Annotated in this window: 22 protein-coding genes; 15 read left to right on the forward strand and 7 right to left on the reverse strand. The window is 55.3% G+C overall.

Going from position 1 to position 22,974, the window contains the following annotated elements:
• Window positions 1–6 precede the first annotated feature (6 nt).
• Entirely contained in the window at window positions 7–1,497 is a 1,491-nt protein-coding gene (locus AB1A64_RS02635) for a trimethylamine methyltransferase family protein (RefSeq protein ID WP_366549977.1), read from the reverse strand.
• Window positions 1,498–1,525: 28 nt separating this feature from the next.
• Here AB1A64_RS02635 and AB1A64_RS02640 point away from each other — a divergent pair, with 28 nt between their 5' ends.
• Window positions 1,526–2,548, forward strand: a complete 1,023-nt coding sequence (locus tag AB1A64_RS02640) for a LysR substrate-binding domain-containing protein (RefSeq protein WP_366549978.1) — start codon at window positions 1,526–1,528, stop codon at window positions 2,546–2,548.
• Between the two features lie 296 nt (window positions 2,549–2,844).
• Window positions 2,845–3,267 (forward strand): GFA family protein, encoded by a 423-nt coding sequence (locus tag AB1A64_RS02645; protein WP_366549979.1) that lies wholly within the window; start codon window positions 2,845–2,847, stop codon window positions 3,265–3,267.
• Between the two features lie 297 nt (window positions 3,268–3,564).
• Here AB1A64_RS02645 and AB1A64_RS02650 read toward each other — a convergent pair whose 3' ends face one another.
• Complete coding sequence (locus tag AB1A64_RS02650; RefSeq protein ID WP_366549980.1) at window positions 3,565–4,998, reverse strand: NCS1 family nucleobase:cation symporter-1; 1,434 nt, start codon at window positions 4,996–4,998, stop codon at window positions 3,565–3,567.
• Between the two features lie 219 nt (window positions 4,999–5,217).
• Window positions 5,218–6,642: an NCS1 family nucleobase:cation symporter-1 gene (locus AB1A64_RS02655; RefSeq protein ID WP_366549981.1), complete on the reverse strand. Its 1,425-nt coding sequence runs from the start codon at window positions 6,640–6,642 to the stop codon at window positions 5,218–5,220.
• Between the two features lie 144 nt (window positions 6,643–6,786).
• On the opposite strand from AB1A64_RS02655, the gene AB1A64_RS02660 reads away from it, so the two are divergent.
• Window positions 6,787–7,353: a recombinase family protein gene (locus AB1A64_RS02660; protein WP_366549982.1), complete on the forward strand. Its 567-nt coding sequence runs from the start codon at window positions 6,787–6,789 to the stop codon at window positions 7,351–7,353.
• Window positions 7,354–7,684: 331 nt separating this feature from the next.
• On the opposite strand, the gene AB1A64_RS02665 is transcribed toward AB1A64_RS02660, so the two are convergent.
• The 3 genes from AB1A64_RS02665 to AB1A64_RS02675 all read right to left on the reverse strand — a co-directional run bounded on the left by AB1A64_RS02665 (window position 7,685) and on the right by AB1A64_RS02675 (window position 10,126).
• On the reverse strand, window positions 7,685–8,410 hold the full coding sequence (locus AB1A64_RS02665; RefSeq protein WP_366549983.1) for a leucine-rich repeat domain-containing protein: 726 nt from the start codon (window positions 8,408–8,410) through the stop codon (window positions 7,685–7,687).
• A gap of 137 nt (window positions 8,411–8,547) precedes the next feature.
• Window positions 8,548–9,867: an MFS transporter gene (locus AB1A64_RS02670; protein WP_366549984.1), complete on the reverse strand. Its 1,320-nt coding sequence runs from the start codon at window positions 9,865–9,867 to the stop codon at window positions 8,548–8,550.
• 1 nt (window position 9,868) lies between these two features.
• Window positions 9,869–10,126 (reverse strand): metal-sensing transcriptional repressor, encoded by a 258-nt coding sequence (locus AB1A64_RS02675; protein WP_366549985.1) that lies wholly within the window; start codon window positions 10,124–10,126, stop codon window positions 9,869–9,871.
• A gap of 91 nt (window positions 10,127–10,217) precedes the next feature.
• On the opposite strand from AB1A64_RS02675, the gene AB1A64_RS02680 reads away from it, so the two are divergent.
• From AB1A64_RS02680 to AB1A64_RS02690, 3 genes are read left to right on the forward strand one after another with little or no spacing between them, the layout of a single operon-like run.
• Window positions 10,218–10,538 (forward strand): hypothetical protein, encoded by a 321-nt coding sequence (locus AB1A64_RS02680; protein WP_366549986.1) that lies wholly within the window; start codon window positions 10,218–10,220, stop codon window positions 10,536–10,538.
• A gap of 50 nt (window positions 10,539–10,588) precedes the next feature.
• A complete protein-coding gene (locus AB1A64_RS02685) occupies window positions 10,589–11,305 on the forward strand; it encodes a HupE/UreJ family protein (RefSeq protein ID WP_366549987.1) in 717 nt (238 codons plus the stop codon).
• A gap of 13 nt (window positions 11,306–11,318) precedes the next feature.
• The gene (locus tag AB1A64_RS02690; RefSeq protein ID WP_366549988.1) at window positions 11,319–11,930 is read left to right on the forward strand and encodes a transmembrane anchor protein; all 612 of its coding nucleotides are present in this window, start codon (window positions 11,319–11,321) and stop codon (window positions 11,928–11,930) included.
• 94 nt (window positions 11,931–12,024) lie between these two features.
• Here AB1A64_RS02690 and AB1A64_RS02695 read toward each other — a convergent pair whose 3' ends face one another.
• Window positions 12,025–12,681: a GntR family transcriptional regulator gene (locus tag AB1A64_RS02695; protein ID WP_366549989.1), complete on the reverse strand. Its 657-nt coding sequence runs from the start codon at window positions 12,679–12,681 to the stop codon at window positions 12,025–12,027.
• A gap of 138 nt (window positions 12,682–12,819) precedes the next feature.
• Here AB1A64_RS02695 and dctP point away from each other — a divergent pair, with 138 nt between their 5' ends.
• The 9 genes from dctP (at window position 12,820) to AB1A64_RS02740 (ending at window position 22,971) form a co-directional block, all read left to right on the forward strand.
• Entirely contained in the window at window positions 12,820–13,806 is a 987-nt protein-coding gene (dctP, locus tag AB1A64_RS02700; RefSeq protein ID WP_366549990.1) for a TRAP transporter substrate-binding protein DctP, read from the forward strand.
• Window positions 13,807–13,899: 93 nt separating this feature from the next.
• Complete coding sequence (locus tag AB1A64_RS02705; protein ID WP_366549991.1) at window positions 13,900–14,442, forward strand: TRAP transporter small permease; 543 nt, start codon at window positions 13,900–13,902, stop codon at window positions 14,440–14,442.
• A gap of 5 nt (window positions 14,443–14,447) precedes the next feature.
• Entirely contained in the window at window positions 14,448–15,764 is a 1,317-nt protein-coding gene (locus AB1A64_RS02710; RefSeq protein WP_170334000.1) for a TRAP transporter large permease, read from the forward strand.
• Complete coding sequence (locus AB1A64_RS02715; RefSeq protein ID WP_366549992.1) at window positions 15,761–17,017, forward strand: malonyl-CoA decarboxylase; 1,257 nt, start codon at window positions 15,761–15,763, stop codon at window positions 17,015–17,017. Before AB1A64_RS02710 ends, AB1A64_RS02715 begins: the two co-directional genes overlap by 4 nt.
• 5 nt (window positions 17,018–17,022) lie before the next feature.
• The gene (locus AB1A64_RS02720) at window positions 17,023–18,537 is read left to right on the forward strand and encodes a malonyl-CoA synthase (RefSeq protein WP_366549993.1); all 1,515 of its coding nucleotides are present in this window, start codon (window positions 17,023–17,025) and stop codon (window positions 18,535–18,537) included.
• 128 nt (window positions 18,538–18,665) lie between these two features.
• On the forward strand, window positions 18,666–19,073 hold the full coding sequence (locus AB1A64_RS02725) for a universal stress protein (RefSeq protein ID WP_366549994.1): 408 nt from the start codon (window positions 18,666–18,668) through the stop codon (window positions 19,071–19,073).
• A 534-nt stretch (window positions 19,074–19,607) separates the two neighbouring features.
• Window positions 19,608–21,155 carry a trimethylamine methyltransferase family protein gene (locus AB1A64_RS02730; protein ID WP_366549995.1) on the forward strand — a complete coding sequence of 516 codons (1,548 nt, stop codon included), beginning with the start codon at window positions 19,608–19,610 and terminating at the stop codon, window positions 21,153–21,155.
• A gap of 118 nt (window positions 21,156–21,273) precedes the next feature.
• Entirely contained in the window at window positions 21,274–21,825 is a 552-nt protein-coding gene (locus AB1A64_RS02735; protein WP_366549996.1) for a TetR/AcrR family transcriptional regulator, read from the forward strand.
• A gap of 42 nt (window positions 21,826–21,867) precedes the next feature.
• Window positions 21,868–22,971, forward strand: coding sequence for a mandelate racemase/muconate lactonizing enzyme family protein (locus AB1A64_RS02740; RefSeq protein ID WP_366549997.1), 1,104 nt, complete (start codon window positions 21,868–21,870; stop codon window positions 22,969–22,971).
• The last annotated feature ends 3 nt before the right edge of the window (window positions 22,972–22,974 follow it).

Genomic DNA, 22,974 nt, shown 5'->3' on the forward strand with positions numbered 1-22,974 from the left:
TCCTTTCTAGTACCATTCGTCCGGCATCGCGGCTTTGCGCTCTGACACGAAGTCTTCGAGTGCAACTGCTAGGCCGGGTTTCATTTCGGGTTGTTGATAGCTGTCCAACATCTGCCGCCATTGTGCGGTGGCGCGTTGATCGGCTCTGAGCGATCCGTTTTCCGACCAGGTTTCGTAAGGGCCTGCGTCGGATATCCGGGGTTCGAAGTTCGCGGTTGTGTAGTGGCGAAGTGTATGGCTGGTGGACAGGAAATTTTGTCCCGGACCTGTTTCGCGATAGGCATCGCGGCCGAAGGATTCGTCGTCGGTGTCAAACCCCTGCAAGAGCTTTAGCATTGCTCCGCAATGGTCGAGATCCAGAATGAATTTTTCATATGACATGACCAATCCGCCTTCGAGCCAGCCTGCCGCATGCCAAACCTGATGCGCACCGGACAAAAGCGTGGACCATAAAGCACCCGCGCTGTCCTGCATCGCCTGACCGTCCGGTGCGTTGGAAGATGTGATCTGCCCGCCGCCAGAACGCACGGGGACGCCAAGTCGACGGCCCAGTTGAGTCAGCGCCATTGTGGTCATGTTGGCCTCGGGCGAGCCAAAGGTCAGTGCGCCGGTGCGCAGGTTCATGCTGGAATGGAAGGATCCGAACACCACCGGACAGCCAGGTTGGACCAGTTGCGAAAGCGCGATTCCGACCATCGCCTCGGCCAGGGTCTGCGCGGCTACAGCAGCGGGCGAAAGCGGGCCCATCGCCCCAGCAAATATGGCAGGCGAAATACAGACGCATTGGTTCGCTTCAGCATAGATGCGCAAAGCGCGCGTCATGGTATCGTCATAGATCAGTGGCGAATTGACGTTGATGTTCGCCTGCATCACCGCGTTGCGATCCATGAAGTCGCGACCAAAGACCAGCCTTGCCATTTCGATACTGTCACGCGCCCGTTCAGGGGCGGTAACAGATCCCATGAAAGGCTTGGCCGACAGGGTCAGATGCGCCAGCATCATGTCCAGATGTCGTTTGTTCACAGGCACATCCGTCGGTTCAACAACTGTCCCGCCAGAATGGTGAAGCGCTGGCGTGCTATAGGCCAGCTTCACAAAGTTGTGGAAGTCTTTGAGCGTGGCGTATCGCCGACCATTCTTCAGATCACTGACAAAGGGAGAACCATACCCGGGCATCAGCACGACGTTATCGCCCCCAAGCGTCACTGTTCTGGTCGGGTCCCGGCCATGCAACTGGAATTCGCTGGGGGAGGTGGCGCAGAGCTCGCGGGCATGGCCCGGCTCGAACCGCACCCGCTTGCCGTTGATCTTGGCGCCTGCAGCCGCGAGCAACTCCAACGCTGTGGCGTCACCATGAAATTCGACGCCTATTTCGCGCAATATCCAGTCCGCCTGATCTTCGATCCGGGACAAAGCAGCTTCGCTCAGCAAGTTGTACGCAGGTATCTTGCGGCCAGAGAAGATTACGCTTTCCACAGGTGTATTGTGACGCGTCAAGCGCCCTCGACGTGCCTTGGTACGCTGAATGGTTGACGCGCTACCCGTTATACCTGCGTTCAATTCTCCCAACGTTACATCTCCAACCTTCAAAGCTGAATCTTATATTGGGCACGATTGCAGGTCTGAAAATCGAAATTTTCTTTTCATTGTGTTCAAAAAATTTGTACGGTTTTTTATGCCCACTCTGTTTCACCATCATGATCTGCTTCGCTTGTTTGCCGAAATCGCCAAGCATTCCAGTTTTTCAGCTTCGGCAGAAGCGCTCAACATGACCAAGGGTGCGATCAGCTATCAGATCAAGACGCTAGAGGTTGATCTTGGGATGTCGCTATTCAAGAGAACGAGCCGGGGGGTTGTCCTGACAGGCGAAGGCCTGAAGCTGTTGGCGGCCTGCCAGACCCGATACGAAGAGATCGAAGCCGACATTCAAGAGTTAAAGGGAATGTCCTCTCAAACCTTGACAGTCGGTGTTTCAACCTATTTCGCCGCCCGCTGGCTGTCGCCGCGACTGATGTCTTTCATGCTAAGCTACCCGGACGTGCAACTGCGCATTCAGCCTATGATCCAGTTCTCGGAATACGAAATGCAAGACGTTGATCTTGCGATCAGATGGGGCGATGGCCGTTTCGGGGACGACGTCGCGACACCGTTTTTGCCCCTGCGCTCCTATCCTGTTGGCGGCGCTCACGCGGTTGAGCAGATAGAAAGGCACGGAGTGAAGGCGGCGCTCTCGCACTTTACATTGCTCCGCGATCGTGACGACAGCAACGCATGGTCTTGTTGGCTGGACGTCGCCAACCTTCCGCAACAAACACGAAGAGATGCACTGATCGTGGCTGATCCGAATGTTCGCGTGCAGGCTGTGATTGACGGTCAAGGCATTGCTTTGATGGATGATCTTGTCAAAAGCGAACTGGAGAGCAACAAATTGTACCGCCTTTCGGATGTCGAACTCCCTGACTACGGCTATTTCATTGTCCGCCCGCAACGTTCCACCACCACAGAACCCGCCCAAGTGTTTTCTGATTGGTTGCAATCTCAGGCCTAGGTGGCCGTTCACCAGTCTTTGATGATCGTCGGCATTGTCCGCTCACAAGCCATCCAGCCCTGGACTGTGAACGACCGCTTTATGCGGTTTGCGGTCCGCTGCATGTGCGAAAGGTGGAAATAGGATCAACGGCAGGTTGGGGCTCTTTCGACCAGTCAGAGCACATCGCAGACAACAGCAGCGTCGAGCCCAAATCGACCGTAAATTCCGACGTTTTCCGCTGATGAAACGTCCCAAAATATCCATCTCAAAAACCGCCTGCGTCCTATATTTCCGGAGGTTTGGAGGAAAATTGAATGGCGACGCGTGGGTATTGTCTGTGTAAAAAAACAAGCTGGGTCTACCATAGTGATCAAACATGGGCATGCTATTGCCACTGTGATGACTGCCGTCGGAATTGTGCCGCGCCGGTGGTTGCGTGGTTCGGTGTGCCAATAGAGAACTTTGAGTGGACCGGTGATAAACCCCGTACTTATGAAAGTTCCAAAGGCGTTTTCAGGCACTTTTGCGGGACGTGCGGGTCACCGATTGGATTTGAAGCCGATCACTATCCGGGTGGCATGCACCTCTACGCTGCGTCGCTCGAAAACCCGGAAGATTTCAAACCGACTTTTCACGTCAACAAGCAAAGCAAGTTGCTTTGGCTGCAAATGACGGACGATCTCGACGCGTTTGAAGGCACATTGCTACACACCCCGAACGACCCAGCCGGATATTAGTAGATGGGGAAGCGACCTGATTTTCACAATGGCAGCTTTGTTCGGATTGCGGTCCGCTGCATGTGCGAAATGCGGAATTGGGAAAATCAGGGCTGATTTGCAGATCAGGCGCCGAAGGCGCCTGTTCCTGCTGATCTGCCACGTGGCGAATGCCTACCATTGCACTTGCAGCATTCGCTGACGCGGAAAGTGCATAGGTCTGCCACGAACTCTTCGCAGCTTTGTGGCCCAAGTCGTCCAAATTGCTTGCTAGGGATGTCGTGGTGGGCGGATTGCCCACCACTTGCTTCAAAACGCTTAGATCTTCTTCTTGGCCATGGCGTTATAGACAACGCCGCCGAGGATTGCACCGATGATCCAAGCATAACCAGACAGAATTCCAAGGGCCGGGACCCAGACTGTGGCGACAGAGAATACCGATGCAATGCCGAACGCGATTAGTGCCGAGTCGTTCCAACCATTGCCATAATGATACTCACCCCCCTCCATGTTGTAGAGGTCGTCGCGGTTCAGTTCTTCTTTGCGGATCATGAAATAGTCCACGATCATGATCCCGAAGATCGGTGCCAGTGTTGCGCCCAGCGTATTCACGAACCCGGCGATGCCAATATTTGAGATTATGGCCGTCCACAGGCCACCGATGATCAGTGCAAAGACTGATGTGGCCAGGCCTGCCTGACGGAAGCTGATTTTCCCAGGGGCGAGGTTTGCGATGCCGTTCACCGCAGGGATGAAGTTCGCGACAAGATTGATACCAACCGTAGCGGCGAAGAAAGTGATGGCGGCGATGATGCCCAGCAAAACGCTATCGGTCTTTTCAACGATCTCGGTCGGGTTGATGATCTCCTCACCGAAGACTACGGCCGCACCACCGGTTGTCAGCAGCGCCAAAGCCGAGAACAGGATCATGTTCAACGGCAAACCAGCGAGGTTGCCCGCCTTCATGGACGCCTTGTCGCGGGAATAGCGTGAGAAATCCGAGAAGTTGATCATCACAGCCGAGAAGTAGGCAACCATGGTGCCAAAGATGGCGATAAAGCCTTTGACCTCAGAGCCAAAAGTACCTTCTGGGTTGGCGAAGATCGTTGCAGTTGCGCTCAGAAGCTGCCCGTCCGAACGCTGCCAGAGAACAATAACAAGGCCGATCATCACCGCATAAACGAAAGGCCCAGCGAAGTTGAGGAACGTTTCGACCCAGCCCATGCCGCGCCAGAAAATGACGATGTGAAACACCCAAACGATGAAGAAGGCGAACCAGTCGATGCCAGATAGGCCCAGCATCTCGGCCCCGCCTTCCGCGCCGGTGATCGAACGGATCAGAAGTGACAGCGCGGTTGAGGCGAAATAAACCTGAACGCCGTACCAGAACACGGCGACCGTGGCGCGTAACACCGCTGGTAGCTTGGACCCTGCTGTGCCCATGCTGGCGCGTGCCAGAACCGGGTAAGGAATGCCGTATTTTTCGCCCGGCGCGCCGGACAGGTTCACCATCCACATGACGAACAAACCGGCCACAATAAGCGCCAGAAAGGCGGTCCAGCCGCCAACGCCGTATGAGATGAACAGCGACGCGACGAGCGAATAACCGAACAATGACTGGACGTCGTTTGCCCAGATGTTGAATATCGCAAACGCGCCCCATGTTTTTTCGTTGGGTGACACCGGATTAAGCGTATCGTCTTCCGGATCTGTTGTGCCTGCACTTTCGGCAGATGTTGCTGCGGTTACCATAATGGTCCTCCCGTTTTGATGCCCGGGGTATGCCCCCGAAGTTTGCGACAAAAGCCGCCTTTCGCTTCGGGCGTGTGGCCCGAACCGTTGCCGTCGCAGGGTTGCGACGTTCATTCACATTTCAGCCTGCCACTGAGACAAATCCTCCCTGGCCGACCACGCCTAGTGGTGATCGGTTTCGCTGCCTTCAGGCATCGAAATGGCTAAGGTCTCAGCCGGTCAGCGCTTTGCAATTGCCCAGTAGAACACACCTCCAAATCCTGCGCCGATCACCCATGCAAAGCCTGAAAGTGTGCTCAGCAAGGGGACCCAGACTGTGAGAACGGAAAATATGGCCGGAAGGATGAACGACACGATTGCCGCCATGTTCCAGCCATTGCTGTAAAAGTAAGGCCCGTCGCGCGCCGCTGAGAACATTTGATCAACATCCAGCTTGCCGGATTTGACCAGATAGTAATCAGCGATGATGATGCCGTAGACCGGGGCTAGAACGGCCCCCAGCGTATTGACAAAGCCCAGAATGCCGATCTGACTTATGGTCGACACCCACAAACCGCCGATCACCAGCGCATAGGCCGATGTGATGATACCTGCGACACGGAAATTGATCCGGCTGGGCATCAGGTTAGCAAGATCGTAAGCGGGCGGAATAAAGTTAGCCACAAGGTTGATCCCAACGGTGGCCGCAAAAAAGGTTACTGCCGCCAAGATCGTCAACGGCAATGAATCGATCCGCGCGATGATCTCGGTGGGATTGGTCAATGCCTCGCCCCAGATCGCGACGGTTCCTGCGGTCACGATCAGGGCGATCAGTGAAAAGAACGCGATATTGATTGGCAATCCCAGCAGGTTGCCCTTGCGCATTTCATGCTCCGAACGCACGAACCGTGAGAAATCCCCGAAATTGATCACGACGGCGGCAAAATAGGCGATCATCGTGCCGACCACGGCTGCGAATGCGCCCAGCTGACTGCCTTGATAGCTACCGGTTCCGCGAAAGATCGTTCCAAGCTCGCGCCATAGATCATTACCTGCCTCAATCCAGATCATAACGGCTAGCGCCACCATCACCGCATAGACGAATGGCCCCGCGAAGTTGAGGAAACCCACAATCGGATCTATCCCGTTCCAGAACAGGGCAATCTGAAAGGACCAGACAGCCAGAAAGGCAACCCATTCTATTGCGCTGAGACCCAGAAAGACCGGAGGCCCTTGTGTTCCGATCAATGCGACCATGGCCAAGGCAAGCGCAGTCGAGGCGAAATAGGTTTGCACGCCATACCAGAAGATGGCCACGACGGCGCGGATCAAAGCCGGGAAATTCGCGCCCCGCACGCCCATACTTGCACGGGCCATGACCGGGAAGGGGATACCATATCTCACGCTGGGCTTGCCGATCAGATTGACCAATCCCATGACGATGAACCCGGCCAGCACGATGCCTGCGAACACGGCCCAGCCATTCAGCCCGTAAGTCAAAAACAGAGAGGCGGCCAATGTGTATCCGAACAAGGATTGCACATCATTGGCCCAGACATTGAACAACTCAAACCAGCCCCAATCACGCTTTTCAGCGGGAACCGGCGCCAAGTCCTCATTATAGAGGCTGGCATCTCTGGGCGCTTCTGTAAAAGAATGCTGCATTGAGTCCCGGTCACTCGTTGAGTCGATTGTCATTGCACAGGTTCAGCGCTATATTCGTGCAGAACTGCGTGCAAATAATCGTTCATAATGGCGTGCAAAAGTCAAGAACTTACTATGAACCTAATTCTATGAGCTTGATTTAGAATGGTAAAAATCGGATATGCGCGGGTATCTTCAAAATGGTACCGAAGCGAGGTTCAACTGAGCGAGCTGAAGCGACAGGGATGTGATCGTGTCTGGAGCGACACGGCGCAGGAGGGAAATGACAGGGAGGAAACTCTGGAAGCCTTCCTGTTGGACGTTTCTGCCGGAGATGTCATTGTGGTATCGCGTCTTTCAGCGATTGCTGACTCCATTGCTGAACTGGTCAATTTGTTGCGGCTGATCCACGAAAAAGGGGCGGACTTTCGATCCATGGCCGAGCCTTGGATCAATACTGAAGGCGGGCGGGCTGAAACAGTTCTGGAGATCTTGTCTGGTGTCATCGACTATGAGCTCGGGCTCGCTGATCTGGAAAGCCGCACCGTGGAGGATCGCCCCAGATCCTTCGGTCTGAACAAAGGCCGCCCCAAGAAACTGACGGCAACGGAGCGCGAGGAAGCGCTTTCATTGCTGTCCATGGGCAAGACCGCCGCGGAAATAGGCCGGATGTTGGGCGTGAGCAGATCGACAATTTCGCGACTTAAGAACATGCTGCCTGAAACAGGTTAGTTTGAATTTCTCGTTTTATCAGACGAAGTACTGGCGCAGTCACGAGACCGTGATTCACAACTTGCCCTTCGGGTGGTTTGCAACCAGCAAGAATAAACCTCCAAGCCAAAGCCTATAGTTTTTAAATTGAGCCCTGGCTAATATCCTCGCTCTAAAGTGAACGCACGGTTTGGTTTTGCGCAGCACAGCCGCGCCGGTTTTTTCAGCTTCCGGACATTCAGGGCTAGGTGGCAAATGCCCGATGTGCGGATTGAGCGGAAATTGTCTGCAGATTTGTGAAGTACCGCTTTCGCTTTTAGAGAAGATTCCGTTGCCTTTGAACGGACGGTGATCAGAGTCCAAGTTCTTCTCTCAGACGCGACAGGCGCTGCATAGCGTTGTACTGCCAACCTGGTCGATAATCTTGGCGGTAGGCGCTCCCACCTGACAACTCAAGAAATGGACGCCCCTCCAGGATGGCAAAGTGCTCACGCGACCCATCAAGCGCGTGGCTGTTATGAAGATTCAACCAGGCCAAACTTTCAATCTGTGTAACAGGCCGCAGCGTGTCAATTTGTGTCGTGCCAATATCAAGGCGCTCAAGTGAAGGTATTGTTGCGATGGGCGACACATCAGACACCCTGGTATCATGAAGGTAAACCAGCTTCAGGTTCGGCAAGCCCTGAAGCGGTTTGAGATCGGAAACCCGTGTCATGTTAACGTCAAGATGTTCGAGCGTCGCGTTACCTTCCAACCCGGTCAGATCGCTTAAGCTGGTTCCCCGTGCATTCAGGTATTTTAAGTTTGGAACATCGCCGATGTTGACTGGCAACTTCCGAAGCTCGACAAGGTCGCTGAAATTTAGGTTATTGGTTCCGGCAGAAATTGCATCTGTAACCCGCTGCTCGGCTACAACAAGCTGTTGGTTTGCAGTTCTCATCAGCTTGTACTGCCATGCCGCAAACGCGGCTGAGGCAACAACAAGAGGTAATACAATTTTCCTCATACAACGGGTGGTTACTGGTCCAATGTGGTCAAACTGTGACTGCTGCGCTTGGGACGAAAAGCAGGCATTCATACAAGTCTCAGCTCCCTCCGCTAGAGTTTATGTGTCGTCTTTTCTCTTCATCGACTCCAAATTTCGGAGGACTGCAACCAGAGCCAATGGCATCAAAAATTTCTCTTCGGGCCGGTCTTTAAATCCACGGCTTCAGATCAAAGAGTTGGCGACCAACGCGGATGTTCGTCGTCAACGACGAAGGCGTGCGTGTGCGTCCGTTCCCCCCGCAAGTGTGGGTGGTCCAGTGGAAGATTTCCGTGAGTGTGCGTAAGCGTTTCAGGGTCGTCACGAGGCCAAAGGCGCAGGGCGCAAAAAATGCCAATGGCACCAGTCAAAGCAAGAGCAAGCAACGCTTCAACGGTACCGTGCCAGGTCATCAGCCATCCCGACAAAGGGTAGGCGACCAGCCAGCAAACGTGGCTAAGTGCGAATTGCGCGGCGAACAAGGCGGGGCGGTCGGCTTCGTGAGACGATCGTCGCAACAAGCGGCCAGAGGGTGTTAGTACCGCAGAATAGCCGATGCCAACAAGGAGCCACGCCCCGAGTAGGATGGGCCATGTTACGCCGAAACTCATCACCAGTATCGCCAGTACCATAAGTGTAGCAATCGCCATGGTAGCTCCCGCAATCATCACAGGGCGATCAGCTATGCGATCAAGCAGGCGCGGTAAGACAAGGGCGGACAACATGGAACCTGCCCCAAATGCAAACATGGCCCAGGCCAACGCGCTTTCTGACAGGCCTAACGTGCCGCGTACCAGCACAACCGAATTCACAAGTACCATCGCCCCAGCAGCGGCAGCAGTGAGGTTCAAAGCGAGCAATCCGCGCAATCGTGGTGTCGCAAGATAAATACGGATGCCCCGTGTGGTGCGGTCGTAGATACCTTTGCGTTCGGCAGTTTCGGGATTGGGTAACAGGATCGAAACCACCAGCAGAGCTGAGGCAATAAAGCCAAAAACCGTCCCGAAAAAGAGCGTGTTGTAGCTCAATACGGCAAGCAGCAAAGCTGCAAGGGTTGGGCTAATGATGTTCTCTAAATCATAGGCCAGCCGCGACAGCGACAATGCGCGGGTATAGCGCGCCTCGTCCGGCAACACACTTGGGATCGTGGCCTGAAATGCCGGAGTAAATGCCGCCGAGGCTGATTGTAGCAGGAAAATCAACACGTAGACCTGCCAGACCTCCGTTACAAAGGGTAAACACAAAGCTGCCCCCGCGCGCACCAAGTCAAGCGCGACCAACACTGCACGGCGGGGGAACTGGTTCACAAAAGCTGCAGCTATCGGTGCCACGCCAACATAGGCGATCATCTTGATCGTATAGACTGTTCCAAGCACCATGGCGGCCTGATCCCCGGCTAAATCGAAGGCAAGCAGGCCAAGTGCCACGGTGGCCAGCCCTGTTCCCAGTAGTGCCACGGCTTGCGCCGCGAAAAGGTGGCGAAAGGTGCGATCTTTCAGGATGTCAAACATTTTAGAGGTACCGGGAAATGGCGCGCAACTCGTCCAGATCATGGGAACTGCCGTTGCCCAAACAATGATCCATATGGTCGTGTATTAATACCCGCTTGGCATTGGTCACGGCTTTTTCGACGGCGTGCAGTTGTTGGGCGACTTCAACGCAAGGTTTACCGTCTTCAATCATCGCAATAACAGATCGCAGATGCCCCTCGGCGCGTTTTAGCCGGGCTATGAGTGCCGGATGGCTTGCGTGAATTTGTGATTTTGTCATATAAGCCGAGATAACCCCCCGGGGAGGATATAACAAGGTCGCAGAGGCACCTGTAAGCGTGAGAGCAGTTCAGAGATATGCGCAAAATGCGATGGCAGCTTTGGTCTGCCTGTCTTTGATCGTCTGGTCGCTTCAGCCAAACTCGGACCATGTTCCGACATTGATCGAAACCGTGCAGGAGCATTTGCAGATTGTTGCAGAGCACGGGCATACCCACGGCTTTGAAGAAGATTTAATGTGGGCGATGCACGGGCACAGTCATGACGGTGCCGATCATGACCACAGCCAAATGGTTATGCCGGAATTGGGCGATGCCCTTTCACTGGCGTCACTCCCAGATGACTGGACGTTCGACCGGGTGCCGGGCGGCCCGTTCAAAAACAACGGTATAGAGCGACCTCCGCGCGTGTGACGTCGCCCCATTTTGGGGTTTTCGACATCACATAACAACGGAGATCATCCATGAATCTTACTATTCGGGGTCTGGACAGGCGCGCGACGCTCCTGCTGGCTCTTGTCACAACCAGTCTGGCGCTGAGCACGTCTCAGGTGCTGGCTCATAACGTCACCGAAGGCGACGCAGGCTATATCCAGGAAATCTGGGGAGTGAACATCATCCCCTTCATGTATCTTGGGGCCAAGCATATGGTCACAGGATACGATCACATCCTGTTCTTGCTTGGCGTAGTTTTTTTTCTCTACCGAGCCAAGGATGTCGGCATCTATGTCAGTCTCTTTGCGTTCGGTCACTCGACGACAATGCTGTTGGGAGTGTGGTTCGGTTGGGGCGTAAACGCCTATATCGTCGACGCCATTGTTGGACTTTCAGTCGTCTACAAGGCGCTCGACAATCTTGGCGCGTTCCAGCGCTGGCTGGGATTCCAGCCAAATACCAAAGCAGCGACGCTGATTTTTGGTCTGTTTCACGGCATGGGGCTCGCAACCAAGATCCTCGACTACGATATCGCTCCGGAAGGGCTTCTTGCCAATCTGTTGGCGTTCAATGTGGGTGTGGAGCTTGGCCAGCTTACGGCCCTTGCGATCATCCTTATCGTCATGGGGTTCTGGCGGAAAAGCCCGTACTTCTTCCAACAAGCTTACAGCGTAAACGTCGTCATGATGACCCTCGGGTTCATCCTGATGGGCTATCAGATCACCGGCTATTTTGTCGCCGCATAACGGAGTTCAGAAAATGTTCAACACAGAAAGACCAAGTCTTGAGGAACTTCCAAGCTCGGCACAGCTTATCCGCTCGACCATCATCGCAGGTGCGTCCGCTGCCGTGATACTTGTCACGGTGGTTCTGCCGGCCGAATACGGGATCGACCCGACCGGTGTGGGCCGTGTGCTGGGGCTGCAGGAGATGGGTGAAATCAAAACACAGCTTGCGGACGAGGCCGAAGCAGATCGAGAACTTGAAAACCAGGATCAGTCGAGCTTGATGAACGATGTCCTTGGCCTCTTTATCGGATCGGCACATGCGCAAGAGGCCGAGGTCTGGCAGGATGAAACCAGCTTTATCCTCACTCCGGGAGAGTCGGCTGAGTGGAAGCTGCTCATGGAAGAAGGCGCGACAGCTGAGTATCGTATGGTTGTGACAGGCGGCCGGGTGAACTTTGACCTGCACGGTCACGGTGGCGGGCAGTCGATCACCTATGAGAAGGGGCGTGGCTCGACCGGAGCCGAAGGTAACATTGAAGCGGCCTTTGCAGGTGAGCACGGCTGGTTTTGGCGCAACCGCGACTCGGGTGATGTATCAGTGATGGTACAGGTCCGCGGTGACTACAGCGAGATCATCGAATAAGCAAAACCGGCCGCCGCGCAGATATCTTGTGCGGCGGCTTTTTTTGCGCCGATCGAAGCTATTGGGGATTTCTGATAATCCGCAGTCCGAAGTGTTACGCGGGTGCGTTCTTTAATGACGCCATCAGGTTGTGGAACTTTTCCCCCTGCACAGCGACATGTGAGCGCAACGCATTTGCCGTTTCCTCGGGATTGCCATTGTCGAGAGCACGCACAATGTCTTCGTGCTCGGACATCGACTGTGCCATGCGGCCCCGAAAACGAAGCTGTTGCCGCCGGAAAGGTTTGAGCCGTCTGTGCAGCTTGGACGCTTCCTGTTCCAAAAATGAATTGCCGGACTGGTTATATATGATTCGATGAAACCGCTCGTTTTCCACGTAGTACGTGTCAGGGTCTCCAGCATCGACAGCCTCCTGACATCTTGTGTTGGCGTCAGTTAGCTCTTTCAATGCTTGATCTGAGATGCGCATAGCGGCAAGTCGGCCGCAAACGGCTTCGAGTTCGGCCATGACCTCGAACATCTCCATAAGCTCTACAGGGCCAGGCTGCCGGACAAAAGCACCCCTGCGCGGTATGAGGTCAACCAGCCCCGACAGGGCAAGCCGCTGAAATGCTTCTCGAAGTGGCGTTCTGGATACGCCAAATTGCTCGGCCAGTTTGACTTCATCCAGACGGTCACCATCCGAAAATGTCCCGTCAAAGATCAGCTCTTCCAGATCCTGAGCGATGGTATCGGCAAGTCGTTGGTCCATGACGTTCTGTTTTACTCACGATTGGGTGGGAACTCAAGAATTCAAATCTTGTATACAAAAATATTGACTTGAAAAACATAACGGCCCTATGCTTCTGTTCATCCCCGGCAAGCCCGGGTTTGAAAAAGGGAGGAGAAAATGAAAGCCATGTTCAAAACAGCTGTAGCTGCATTGGCGCTTGCATCCGCGGGCACACTGGGTTCCGCAGAAGAACTGCGCCTGTCTCATCAGTGGTCGAACAAAGACATCCGTCATCAGGTCGCACAGATCGTGGCCGATGAAGTTGCTGCGGCGGATGTCGATCTGGAAATTAAGATTTTCGGCTCGAAATCGTTGTTTAAACCGCGCGAGCAGTACAAGCCGCTTAGCCGAGGGCAACTGGATATGACCGTTTTGCCGCTCAGCTATGCCGGAGGCCAACAGCCCGCCTATAACCTGACTTTGATGCCTGGTCTGGTGAAAAACCATGATCACGCTGCCCGTTTGGCCGACTCTCCGTTCATGGAAGCGTTGGAAGAGAAGATGGCCGAAGATGACGTGATGGTGCTGGTCCACGGTTACCTGGCCGGTGGCTTCGCGGGCAAAGATAAGTGCATCACCAAGCCAGAAGACGTAGCCGGTCTACAAACCCGAGCGGCAGGCAAGTCGTTCGAACAGATGCTGGCCGGAGCTGAAGCCTCGATCGCGTCAATGGCATCTTCGGAAATCTACAACGCGATGCAGACTGGTGTTCTTCAGGCTGCCAATACCTCGTCCTCGTCCTTTGTCAGTTATCGCATCTACGAACAGGTCAGCTGCTATACCCCGGCAGGAGATGTGGCACTGTGGTTCATGTATCAGCCGCTGCTTATGAATAAATCCACTTTCGACGGGTTGAGCGAAGATCAGCAGGCCGCACTGCTGGCCGCGTCTGAGAAGGCGCAGGCCTACTATCTGGAAGAGGCCAAGAAGCAGGATGCCAACTCCGCCAAGGTGTTTGAAGAGGCTGGCGTCGAAATCGCCGAAATGACACCAGAGGATTTCGAAGCCTGGCGCGCGCTTGCGATGGAAACCTCTTACAAAGCCTTCGTGGAAGAGGTTTCTGACGGGCAGGCCCTGCTGGACAAGGCTTTGGCGGTCGAGTGACCCTCCCTTGCCTGGGCGGCCCTGCTGCCGCCCGGCACCTGATCTCAGTTCTGATCTTCAGATTCAATTGCATCTCAATCACAGGAGGCGCAAATGGCCGGCCATAGCTCTGCCGTTGCTTCCCACACCGGGAACAATCCCTTTCTTCGCATTGTCGCTGCGCTTTCAACTCTGGCCGGATGGTGTTCCGCAGGCATGATCGTCGCCGCCGTCGCCATCACCTGCCAGATGATCGTTGTGCGCTTTGTCCTGAACGGCTCGACCATCTGGCAGACCGAAGCGGTCATCTATCTGGTCATCGCCGCTACACTGGTTGGGTTGCCTTATGTGCAGCGCCTGCGCGGTCATGTGAATGTCGACCTGATCCCGATCTCGCTGGCACCGCGGGCGCGTTTTTTCATGGCGATCCTGACTTCGGTCCTGTCCATCGCCATCGTCTCGGTCATGCTGTTCTACGGCTACGAGTATTGGCACTTCGCGTGGGAGCGTGGCTGGAAATCCGACACCGTATGGGGTGTGCGCCTGTGGATTCCCTACCTGTCAATTCCGGTCGGCTTTGGACTGCTGCTGTTGCAGTTAATCGCTGACCTCGTCGCCGTCCTGCTTGGCATCGATAAACCCTTCGGACTGGAGTAAAGCCGATGGATCCCCTTCTGCTCGGCGCTATTGTCGCCATCGCTACCATCCTTGTTCTGTTCTCGGGTGTATCGGTTGCCATCGGTTTGCTGATCGTCTCGGCCGGTTTCCTGATCGTCTTCGACGGCCCACGTTCGCTGGAACTGATGCCGGAAATCCTGTTCGGCAAACTGGACAACTTTGCCCTTCTGTCGATCCCGATGTTCATAATCATGGGGGCTTCGATAGCCTCGACAAGGGCAGGGGCAGACCTGTACGAAGCTCTTGAACGCTGGCTGACCCGCGTCCCCGGTGGGTTGGTCGTATCAAACCTTGGCGCCTGCGCCCTGTTTGCGGCCATGTCGGGCTCCTCACCCGCAACCTGTGCTGCCATCGGTAAAATGGGCATCCCTGAGATGCGCAAGCGTGGTTACCCGGATGGCGTTGCCGCCGGTTCCATCGCCGCAGGTGGTACGCTGGGCATCCTGATCCCGCCCTCGGTCACCATGATCGTTTATGGCATCGCCACCGAGACCTCGATTGGCCGTCTATTCCTGGCCGGTGTGATTCCGGGCCTGATGCTGGTTGGCTTGTTCATGGCCTGGTCGCTCTATTCCACTTGGAAGTCCGGCGACGCCACCCGTCTTGGTTCTGGCAGCTACACTTGGGGTGAGCGGTTCGAAATCCTGCCGCGTGTTCTGCCCTTCCTTGGCATCATTCTGGGCGTTCTCTACGCAATGTATGGTGGTATCGCCACGCCGTCGGAAACGGCAGCCGTGGGTGCGCTGCTGTGCCTGATGATAGCGATGATCATCTACAAGCTTTGGAACCCCAAGGACATCTGGGTCGTACTGCGCGACAGCACCAAGGAGAGCGTGATGATCCTGTTCATCATCGCCGCCGCCGGTGTGTTCTCGTACATGCTCAGCTCTCTGTTCATCACGCAGGCGATTGCCGAATGGATCGGTACACTTGATGTGAACCGCTGGGTGCTGATGGGTGCGGTTAACGTGTTCTTGCTGATCGCCGGGTTCTTCCTGCCGCCCGTGGCAGTGATCCTGATGGCCGCACCGATCCTGCTACCAATCATCACCACCGCTGGTTTTGACCCGATCTGGTTCGCGGTTGTGCTGACCATCAACATGGAAATCGGTCTGATCTCCCCCCCTGTCGGGCTGAACCTCTACGTGATCAACGGCATCGCGCCGGACATCTCGCTGAAAACCATCCTGACCGGCTCGCTGCCGTTCGTGGCCTGCATGGTGATCGCGATTGTCCTGCTGTGCCTGTTTCCGGGTCTGGCGACATGGCTTCCTGATCTGGTGATGGGGGCAGCGGTATGACCCTGCTTGCCGATCTTCTCTCAACCGTGTTCGAGCGGCGCTATCGCCGCGACAGCGCAGCGGCCTCAGATGGCCGCCCGCTAACTGAACTGGCCAACGCGTTGGTTGGGTCAGCGGGGGAGACCTCGGGGTTGGCTTTGGCGGAAGAGATATTGACCCGTTTCGAAAAAATGGAAGATGACGAAAAGCTGGAGTTCTTCCGGTATCTCGCCACCGCCATGAATATCGATCCCGAAGCGGTGCGCTCATCGCTGGACGCGTACGAAAACGCGCCTTCAAAAGCGACTTACCGCACTTTCGCGGCTGCAGCTGAACCCGCGCGGCAGGAGATGATCCGCCGCCTGAACCGTGTACCCGGTGCCACAGGTACGCTTGTTCAGATGCGTGCCGACCTGCTGCGGTTGGGAGGTAAAGAGCCGGAGCTGCAAGCGCTGGATCTGGATTTCCGTCACCTGTTTGCCAGTTGGTTCAACCGTGGCTTTCTGGTCCTGCGCCCGATCAATTGGGAAAGCCCGGCCCATATTCTTGAGAAGATCATCGCCTACGAGGCGGTACATGCCATCGACAGTTGGGATGACCTGCGCCGCAGGTTGGAGCCCACCGATCGGCGCTGCTTTGCCTTCTTCCACCCCTCTATGCCGGACGAGCCACTGATCTTTGTCGAAGTTGCGCTGAACAGCGGAATTCCAGGATCGGTTCAGGCTCTGCTTGCCGAGGACCGCGACCCTATGCCAGAAGAAAAGGTAGATACTGCTGTGTTTTATTCGATCTCGAACTGTCAGGCGGGGCTCGCCAGCATCTCTTTTGGCAATTCACTGATCAAGCAGGTGGCCTCGGATCTGGCGGCGGAACTAACTGGGCTGAAGACCTTTGTCACCCTGTCACCCATTCCGGGCCTGACCAATTGGTTGGTGCAGGAAGGCATCGAGTGGGACATCGAAGAACCCGATCGGATGAAGGCGCTGGCGGCACGATACCTGCTGAACGCCAAGGGCCGGGGCAACATGCCATTCGATCCGGTGGCGCGGTTCCACCTTGGCAATGGTGCGATGGTCCATGCGGTTCACGCCGATGCTGACACGTCGGACAAGGGGCGCACCCAGTCCGGCGGCACCATGGTCAACTACCTCTATGACCTGGCCCGCGTTGCCCAAAACCACGAGAAATTCGCCAATTCTCGCGAGGTCATCGCCTCGCCCGAGGCTAAATCGCTTGCAGCGTCGGCCTCTCTCACCACGACACAGGAAAGGTAACCCTTATGGCCAATCCTCTCTATGACGGTTTGTTCGGCAATCATGCTGGTAGAGACACGCCTTTTTTGCATCTGCTTGGCGGGGCGACCGTTACGCATCACGACTTTTTGCGCAGAGCTGCGCAGATCGCGCATGTCGCAACCCAACTGGGTCTGAAACCCGGTGACCGGGTCGCGGCGCAGATCGAAAAGTCACCCGAAGCGCTGGCGCTCTATGCGGCCTGCGCGCAGGCAGGTCTCGTGTTTCTCCCGCTCAATACGGCCTACACGGTCGATGAATTGACATATTTCATTGAAAACAGCGGGGCTTCGCTGATCGTCTGTGACGCCAGAAGTGAGGAGAAACTCACCCCCGTCGGGGCGCAGCTGGGAGTGCAGTTGGAGACCCTGAATGCTGATGGCAGCGGCAGCCTGATGGATCAGGCCGCAGTCATGCCAGCCAGTTTTGAAACCGTTGACCGCGATGGCGATGATCTGGCGGCGTTTCTCTATACCTCGGGCACGACGGGCCGGTCGAAAGGCGCAATGCTGACCCAGAACAACCTGTTGTCGAATGCACAAACGCTGGTTGCGGAATGGCGTTTCACATCCGACGACGTGCTGCTGCACGCGCTTCCCATCTTTCACACTCACGGACTGTTTGTGGCAACCAATGTCACACTGGCTGCGGGCGGCAGCATCATATTCATGCCCAAGTTCGATCTGGATGAAATCATCGGGCGGATGCCACAAGCTACGACTATGATGGGTGTACCGACTTTCTATACCCGTCTGCTGGATGATGATCGGCTCACAAAGGAACTGGCCGAACAAATGCGCCTGTTTGTTTCCGGTTCCGCGCCTCTGCTGGCGGAAACGCATGTGCAGTTCGAGGAGCGTACTGGCCATCGCATCCTTGAACGCTATGGCATGACCGAGACCAACATGAACACCTCGAACCCTTATGATGGCGACCGCCGCGCGGGCACGGTGGGCTTTCCACTGCCGGGGGTTGAACTGAAAATCTGCGACTCTGATGGCAATGCCCTTCCGCAGGGCGAGATCGGAGAGATCGAGGTGCGCGGACCCAACGTGTTCAAGGGCTACTGGCAGATGCCCGAAAAAACCGCCGCCGAACTGCGTGAGAACGGGTTCTTTATCACCGGTGATCTGGGCCGGATCGACGAGGATGGCTATGTCCATATCGTTGGCCGCAACAAGGACCTTATCATCTCGGGTGGCTATAATATCTATCCAAAAGAAATCGAGCTTTTGCTGGATGAACAGCCCGGGGTGCTGGAAAGCGCCGTGGTGGGTGTGCCGCATCCCGATTTTGGCGAAACAGTGTTGGGTGTGGTCGTCGCTGAACCAGGTGAGACCCCGAACCTTGAAGAGATGAAGATCGCGGTGTGCAACAGCCTTGCGCGTTTCAAACATCCCCGGCAGTTGATCGTGCTGGATGAACTGCCCCGCAACACCATGGGCAAGGTTCAAAAGAACATCCTGCGTGACCAATACAAGGACCTGTTCGTGGCCGCGTAAGATGACACTCCCCGGTCTGTCAGCCCTCTTCTCGACAATGCTGCGGGCCAAACTTCAACGGCCTGAAGGTACGATTGCTTTACTATTAAGTCGTTGATTTTTTTATTACTTCAGGAGCTTGAACTTAAATGTATCCAAATATCCTCGTTCCGATCTCGCTGGATGATGACCGCGACACGGCGCGCTCTGTTGACGTTGCGCGTGCGCTCAATTCCGACGATGGTCAAATCACCTTCTTGCATGTCGTCGAACATCTGCCTCAATACACGAATAACTTTCTTCCCATTGATCATTTGGAACGTGTCAAAGCCGTCGCTTCGGAAAAGCTGACGCCTTTGTTAAATGGCTTGACGAATGCCCGGATCGAGATCGTCGAAGGTCACGCAGGCCGCGGTATCATCGACTATGCGGCATCTAACGGTGCCGAATGCATTGTGATCGCAAGCCATCAACCTGGTCTGCAGGATTATCTGCTTGGATCTACTGCGGCACGTGTTGTCCGGCACGCACACTGCGCCGTTCACGTGATCAGGTAACGTCTTAGATCTTGTTGATGTTCGAAGTCACATTCGAATGCGGACTCTTACCGAACGCCTTGGCTACTGTACGATCTACAGGAAAGGCGACTTTCGGCATGCTGCACTGCGTCATGCTAACGCACTGCCAATGTCCGCAATAGGCCGTTACTACTTTGGGACGTCATGGGGCACGGAGCTGACATTCGCTGCCGTTGCCAATTGGAACGTCGATTTCCAAAAGCCGGACGCTCAGATCAGCCAACTATGAGAGAGTTTCAAACTTACGTCTGGCGGGATTGCCAATTGCAATGCGCAACAAAGATCAGCGGTTCTGTCGCAAAATTTATTCCTAATCGTCTTTCCCGCCGCGACTCTGATAGCGCGCGGTCTGGTGCTTTAAGAAAGCGGTCAAAAACATAAGCTCCCAGATCGGGATAAGTTTGCGAAGAGCCATTTTGAACGATGTCGTTTCCTGCAAGGAGATATCGCAATTAGAGACGTGGCCTTTGATCGAATCCTGCATTCAGATCTAGAAAACAGGAGACACGTCAGATGAACACTCGCACTGCTTCGCGCTCAGGTGGACGCTCGGCGCGCCGTGCCAAGCGCACTGCCCCGAACTTTGAAATGTTGCCTGGCCTGACACGAGGCATTCCCTTGTGTGAAGTGATGGACCACGCGCAGGTTGAACGCATCGACAATGCAGCCATGGACATTCTTGAGAATGTCGGCGTCCAGTTTCGCGACCCGATCGCCCTGGAAGACTGGAAGAAAGCCGGTGCCAAGGTGAACGGAGAATTGGTCTACCTAGACCGCAACTTGGTGCGAGAACTGATCTCGACCATACCGTCTCAGTTCACCTATCACGCTCGAAACCCCAACAACAACCTCAAGCTAGGTGGTAAGCACTCAGTCTTCGTACCGATGACTGGCGCGCCGTTTCTGCGTGATTTGGACGATGTGCGTAGGAACCCGCTGTTGGAAGATCTGGCGATGTTCCACAAGCTGAGCCACATGATGCCTGCTCTGCACAGCTCGGCTCACCACATCGTCGAGCCCTACGATCATCCGATCAGCCAGCGGCATCTGCGCATTACGTACTCGTCGATAAAGTACTCGGACAAGATGTTCATGGGTATGACCACCTCACCCAAAAACGCCGAAGATGTCATGGATATGTGTGACATCCTGTTTGGTAAAGGGTTCATCGACGACCATCCGGTTACCACAGGTAACTGTAACGGAAACAGCCCTTTGGTCTGGGATGAAACTATGCTGGGTGCAATGCGCGCCTTTTGCCGTCGCAACCAACCGGTACTGTGCTCACCCTTCGTTCTTGGTGGCGCGAACACGCCCGCGTCAGTACCCGCCACAGTGGCGCAGTTGACCGCCGAGGCGCTGTCTGCGCTTGCCTACACGCAGGTCATCCGCAAGGGCGCGCCCGCGATTTGGGGGCACTACTTGTCCACCGTTTCGATGAAGTCCGGTGCGCCTATGGCAGGTACGCCCGAGATCAGTTTGATGAACTTCATGATCGGCCAAATGGCACGGTTCTACGATGTGCCTTGGCGCACCTCGAACACTTTAGGCGGGGCCAAGACCTTTGACGCTCAGGCGGGTTATGAATCGGCGACCACACTGAGTGCGGTTGTGCACGCGGGTGCAAATTATATTTGGCACTCAGCGGGCTGGAACGAAGCGGGTATGCATTGCTCGGTCGCCAAGTTCATTGTGGATGCAGAACAATGTGCAATGGCATATCGCATGGCCGAAGGTCCAAAATGGGGCGATTTCGATCAAGCCATCGCTGCGGTTCCCGATGTTGGGCCGGGCGGTCACTATCTGGGCCACCCGCACACTCAAGAAAACTTCCAAAGTGCCTTCTTTATGCCGGAACTCTTCGACAATAACTCGATCGAGCAATGGCAGGCCGAAGGAAGTGTTGAAATCACTGAACGTGCCCTGAAACATGCGCGTAAGCTTCTGGCCGAATACGAAGAGCCCAAGCTGGACGAAGGCAAGAATGAAGCGCTTCTGGATTACATTGCCCGACGTGAGCGTGAGATCCCCGCCGCGGACGAACTAAACCAATCCTACTAATCACCTTTTCCCTCCCCGACTGGCTCGCCGTACAGGCGGGCTTTTTTGTCGCCAATTGACAAGTCGGAGGTCGGAGTCGTGTATGAAGTAGGTAGAGTGATCACTCTACTTTGTTGCCATGATACCGATTCAACAGCGCATAGCTGAAAGCCTGGAAAGACAGTTCGCCGAGATGGGGTTTGCCACGCAAGGGGTTGAAGCTTTGCGTGCAGGGGCCGACGTTTCGTTGCGTACTCTATACAAGTATTTCCCAAGTCGCGAAGCGATGGTGGTTGGTGCTCTCGACCACCGTGATCAAGCTTATTCCGAGTGGATTGATGGAGGTCCAGAAAAGGGCGCAGACCATGTGCTTTACCCGTTGCTCCGCCTGGGGGACTGGCTAAATCAGGTGGCCAACACAGGGTGCCTCTTCATGAATGCACTGTCGGCCTATCCGGAAAGCACTGCAATCCAAGACGCCGTCCTGCAACATAAACTTAATCTGCGAAATCATTTCATAGTGCGTTTGCACCACGTGGCCCCGGACTGCGATGCGACTACGTTGGCCAATGAGATGATGCTGCTGCACGAAGGCCTGACTGAAGCAGCGCGTTTGTTTGGACAAAAAACTGCGACTCAATCCGCCCTGCGGAGCGGCCGCAGCGTTCTATTGGCCGCCGGGATCGAATGACCCAGCGGCTCACTCACTCTCGATAACTTGATGGGGCAACCGATGAAATTAACCGAAATCCACATCTATCAGCATGATCTGCCTGTCAAGAATGGCCCCTATACCATGGCCAATGCGCAGGTCTGGGCTTTGGACAGCACTTTGGTCAAGCTGGTTGCTGATAACGGTCTGGTGGGGTGGGGTGAAACTTGTCCGGTTGGCCCCACTTATGCCGAGTCTCATTCTGCAGGGGCCCGTGCGGCACTATCTCAGATGGCTCCGGGCCTGATCGGGACTGAGGCGTTGCCGCTGCCTCTGCATCGTCGGATGGAGGGGCTGCTGAACGGTCATAATTACGCGAAGGCTGCCGTCGATATCGCAGTACATGATCTGCTCGGCAAATATCTGGGTGTTCCAGTTTGTAGCCTGTTAGGCGGGGCGGCTACTGACAAGGTACCATCCTACTATGCTACCGGTGTCGGTGAGCCGGACGAAATCGCCCGTCTGGCCCGAGAGAAGCTGGCCGAGGGATATCCCCGTTTGCAGATCAAGGTTGGTGGTCGCCCGGTTGAGATTGACATCGAAACCATCCGAAAGGCCTGGGAGGTCGTCAAAGGATCAGGCATGCGTTTGGCAGTGGACGGCAACCGGGGTTGGACAACCCGTGACGCCCTGCGCGTCAGCCGCGAATGCACCGATGTTCCTTTCATCATGGAACAACCCTGCAACACGATCGAGGACTTGCAGAAGATACGGCCACAGGTCAGCCATGGCATCTACATGGATGAGAACAGCACCAGCTTGAACACCGTCATTTCGGCAGCGGGCACCGGTCTGGTGGATGGTTTCGGCATGAAGGTAACCAGGATTGGTGGTTTGCATCCGATGCGCGCTTTCAGGGACATTTGCGAGGCCCGAAACCTGCCGCATACCTGCGATGACAGCTGGGGCGGTGACATCATTGCAGCCGCTTGCACCCATATCGGTGCAACGGTTCGACCTAATCTGCTGGAAGGTGTCTGGCTGGCTGCACCGTATATCGAAGGGAACTACGACCCCGAGAACGGTATTCAAATCACGGATGGCCATATCGACCTGCCCACTGGTCCGGGGCTGGGCATTCTTCCGGATGAGGGCCGCTTTGGTGCTCCGGTTGCATCATTTTGAAGT

It is taken from the genome of Ruegeria sp. ANG10, assembly GCF_040705255.1.
GTDB lineage: Bacteria > Pseudomonadota > Alphaproteobacteria > Rhodobacterales > Rhodobacteraceae > Ruegeria.

Excerpts from the sequence above, each read along its gene's own strand:
- AB1A64_RS02695 (WP_366549989.1), bottom strand. The coding sequence starts at position 12,681 with ATGGACCAACGACTTGCCGATACCATCGCTCAGGATCTGGAAGAGCTG.
- AB1A64_RS02645 (WP_366549979.1), top strand. The coding sequence starts at position 2,845 with ATGGCGACGCGTGGGTATTGTCTGTGTAAAAAAACAAGCTGGGTCTAC.
- AB1A64_RS02720 (WP_366549993.1), top strand. The coding sequence starts at position 17,023 with ATGGCCAATCCTCTCTATGACGGTTTGTTCGGCAATCATGCTGGTAGA.
- AB1A64_RS02685 (WP_366549987.1), top strand. The coding sequence starts at position 10,589 with ATGAATCTTACTATTCGGGGTCTGGACAGGCGCGCGACGCTCCTGCTG.
- AB1A64_RS02735 (WP_366549996.1), top strand. The coding sequence starts at position 21,274 with ATGATACCGATTCAACAGCGCATAGCTGAAAGCCTGGAAAGACAGTTC.
- AB1A64_RS02650 (WP_366549980.1), bottom strand. The coding sequence starts at position 4,998 with ATGGTAACCGCAGCAACATCTGCCGAAAGTGCAGGCACAACAGATCCG.
- AB1A64_RS02725 (WP_366549994.1), top strand. The coding sequence starts at position 18,666 with ATGTATCCAAATATCCTCGTTCCGATCTCGCTGGATGATGACCGCGAC.
- AB1A64_RS02705 (WP_366549991.1), top strand. The coding sequence starts at position 13,900 with ATGGCCGGCCATAGCTCTGCCGTTGCTTCCCACACCGGGAACAATCCC.
- AB1A64_RS02655 (WP_366549981.1), bottom strand. The coding sequence starts at position 6,642 with ATGCAGCATTCTTTTACAGAAGCGCCCAGAGATGCCAGCCTCTATAAT.
- AB1A64_RS02740 (WP_366549997.1), top strand. The coding sequence starts at position 21,868 with ATGAAATTAACCGAAATCCACATCTATCAGCATGATCTGCCTGTCAAG.
- dctP (WP_366549990.1), top strand. The coding sequence starts at position 12,820 with ATGAAAGCCATGTTCAAAACAGCTGTAGCTGCATTGGCGCTTGCATCC.
- AB1A64_RS02660 (WP_366549982.1), top strand. The coding sequence starts at position 6,787 with ATGGTAAAAATCGGATATGCGCGGGTATCTTCAAAATGGTACCGAAGC.
- AB1A64_RS02680 (WP_366549986.1), top strand. The coding sequence starts at position 10,218 with ATGGCAGCTTTGGTCTGCCTGTCTTTGATCGTCTGGTCGCTTCAGCCA.
- AB1A64_RS02710 (WP_170334000.1), top strand. The coding sequence starts at position 14,448 with ATGGATCCCCTTCTGCTCGGCGCTATTGTCGCCATCGCTACCATCCTT.
- AB1A64_RS02690 (WP_366549988.1), top strand. The coding sequence starts at position 11,319 with ATGTTCAACACAGAAAGACCAAGTCTTGAGGAACTTCCAAGCTCGGCA.
- AB1A64_RS02715 (WP_366549992.1), top strand. The coding sequence starts at position 15,761 with ATGACCCTGCTTGCCGATCTTCTCTCAACCGTGTTCGAGCGGCGCTAT.
- AB1A64_RS02675 (WP_366549985.1), bottom strand. The coding sequence starts at position 10,126 with ATGACAAAATCACAAATTCACGCAAGCCATCCGGCACTCATAGCCCGG.
- AB1A64_RS02665 (WP_366549983.1), bottom strand. The coding sequence starts at position 8,410 with ATGAATGCCTGCTTTTCGTCCCAAGCGCAGCAGTCACAGTTTGACCAC.
- AB1A64_RS02670 (WP_366549984.1), bottom strand. The coding sequence starts at position 9,867 with ATGTTTGACATCCTGAAAGATCGCACCTTTCGCCACCTTTTCGCGGCG.
- AB1A64_RS02640 (WP_366549978.1), top strand. The coding sequence starts at position 1,526 with ATGGTTGACGCGCTACCCGTTATACCTGCGTTCAATTCTCCCAACGTT.
- AB1A64_RS02730 (WP_366549995.1), top strand. The coding sequence starts at position 19,608 with ATGAACACTCGCACTGCTTCGCGCTCAGGTGGACGCTCGGCGCGCCGT.